This window comes from Vibrio sp. 10N.222.55.C6, assembly GCF_041473395.1.
In the GTDB taxonomy this organism is placed as follows: domain Bacteria; phylum Pseudomonadota; class Gammaproteobacteria; order Enterobacterales; family Vibrionaceae; genus Vibrio; species Vibrio crassostreae_C.
The window spans coordinates 1-314 of record NZ_JBFRSD010000970.1 but is presented as its reverse complement, the minus strand read 5'-3'; the positions used below and the strand labels follow the sequence as shown (position 1 = coordinate 314).

Below are 314 nucleotides of genomic sequence, written 5' to 3'. Positions count from 1 at the left end.
TCAGAACACTATCTACCACGACATACATATCAAATAATTCATAGGCACGTTTACCGATCTGCTCAATGACCTCATCTATTGCGAGCGGTGTTATCCCAAGCTCTTCCAACAGGGTTAGAACTAAATACTCGCCCACGTTACCCTTTAGAAGTGGCAAGACTGAAGGATGTGGAATCATTCCGTTAAAAGCCCCCTTCTCAAGCGCTTGGCCTGCTTTAAGCACAGACGCCGCTAGCCCATCCAGACTATCGCCAGGGGTACGTGTAAACCCAAGCAATTGCAATACAGGGTCGTACTCATAATCACCATGCTGC

1 protein-coding gene is annotated in these 314 nt (G+C 47.5%); it reads right to left on the bottom strand.

From position 1 onward, the window contains the following. A partial coding sequence (locus AB4486_RS27110) for a hypothetical protein (protein WP_372119878.1) occupies nt 1-314 on the bottom strand: 314 nt, incomplete at both ends.